A 1,313-nucleotide genomic window follows, 5' to 3' on the forward strand; every position below is an offset into this window, starting at 1 on the left:
GGAGGCCTGATACAGCTTCCATGAGGCGTCGAAACTGCTGGCGACGAAGGGCAGCGCATCGACTTCAAACAGCGGATCTTCATTGCCCAGAGCAGAGATGATGCGTTCGCCGATGGGGGCCAGACCGCGGCGCACGGCACTGAAGATTTCCCCACCACCGAACAGTGAACCGTTGGGGTGGGTGGCGATGGCCAGCTGGCCAGCGGTTTTCTCACCGACTTCTCTGGCGAAGCTTTCGGCCATCTGGGTCTGATAGCTGGAGGCCGGGTAGGCCAGCGCCATATCCCACTGTTCGGCAGCCTGACTACTGACGCTGTAGCTCAGGGTTGCGGCGACAGACAACGCCAGCAGATGTTTACTCAGTACGTTTACCAATGCGCGTTTCATGTTGCTCTTTCCTCAATACTGCGGTGGTAAAAGCCGCCTGTGCCGCGATATGTGAAAAATCGGGCAGGGCTTTTTTCGTTTTGTGAAATCTGTTGCACAAGGCGAAATGCGGAGACCTTCAGGCGCTATTGAGGGAGCGGCTTTTACTTTTTATAAAGCAGCTTTTGCAATGGATGATAATACGGACCAATGGATTGGAGTGATTCATGTATTGCCCTCGATGTTTTATTTGCCGGTATTGACGCAGCGCCAATACCGACCGGTTTTTTATTGGTGACGTCACCACCTGTAATGGGCGGTGTGGGGCGCAATGGCCTGCTTATGCCTGAATATCAGCATGCTGCAGCAGCACCGGGCATGGCAGAGGCAGCCGGTGAGTGCAGATACAGCGGTGATAGTGCAGGCAAGATGGCAGATAACCTTGCTGTTATTTATAGATTGTTATTGTTCCCCTTCGGCTGGGCATGATGGCTGATCAATTATAATGGCCAGCAGTCAATATTATTGCTGTGGCTTGTTTACTATCGATAGTGAGTCGATATGGGTTTGATCAGCTTTTTATTACGTTTTCTATTTCTTCTATTTTGCTTGTTATTGCTTTAATTGCTGTTCGCATTGGGCTTTTGCGGCTTATTGCGTTTTCTATAAATTAGCGTCGTGGCAAAAATTGTCTAATCACCATTTTTTTCCTAAGCCGATAAAAATTTTTTATCGGCTTGTCTGGCTGGGGACGGGCAGGGCAGCCTGCAGGGCGAACTGAGTGGCCTGGGCAACGGCGCGTTCAGTGGCGACTTCGGCAATCGGGTTGTACGGGTCACTGCGGTAAGAGGCGGTGAAGTGCAGGGCGCTGGGCGTCCACACGGCAGACAGGCGTTTTAGACTGCCTGACTGCAGCTCATCGGCCACCAGCACCTGTGGCAGGGTGG

At 52.2% G+C, this 1,313-nt stretch carries 1 protein-coding gene and 2 pseudogenes; 1 reads left to right on the top strand and 2 read right to left on the bottom strand.

What is annotated here, in order from left to right; all coding sequences use genetic code 11:
- Nucleotides 1-387, bottom strand: a pseudogene (locus WH50_RS25885) (C4-dicarboxylate ABC transporter substrate-binding protein); the annotation flags it as partial.
- 189 nt (nucleotides 388-576) lie between these two features.
- On the opposite strand from WH50_RS25885, the gene WH50_RS25890 reads away from it, so the two are divergent.
- Entirely contained in the window at nucleotides 577-855 is a 279-nt protein-coding gene (locus WH50_RS25890; protein WP_110190375.1) for a hypothetical protein, read from the top strand.
- A 240-nt stretch (nucleotides 856-1,095) separates the two neighbouring features.
- On the opposite strand, the pseudogene WH50_RS26525 reads toward WH50_RS25890, so the two are convergent.
- Nucleotides 1,096-1,313, bottom strand: a pseudogene (locus tag WH50_RS26525) (hypothetical protein); the annotation flags it as partial.

The organism is Pokkaliibacter plantistimulans (assembly GCF_003194385.1).
Lineage (GTDB): Bacteria > Pseudomonadota > Gammaproteobacteria > Pseudomonadales > Balneatricaceae > Pokkaliibacter > Pokkaliibacter plantistimulans.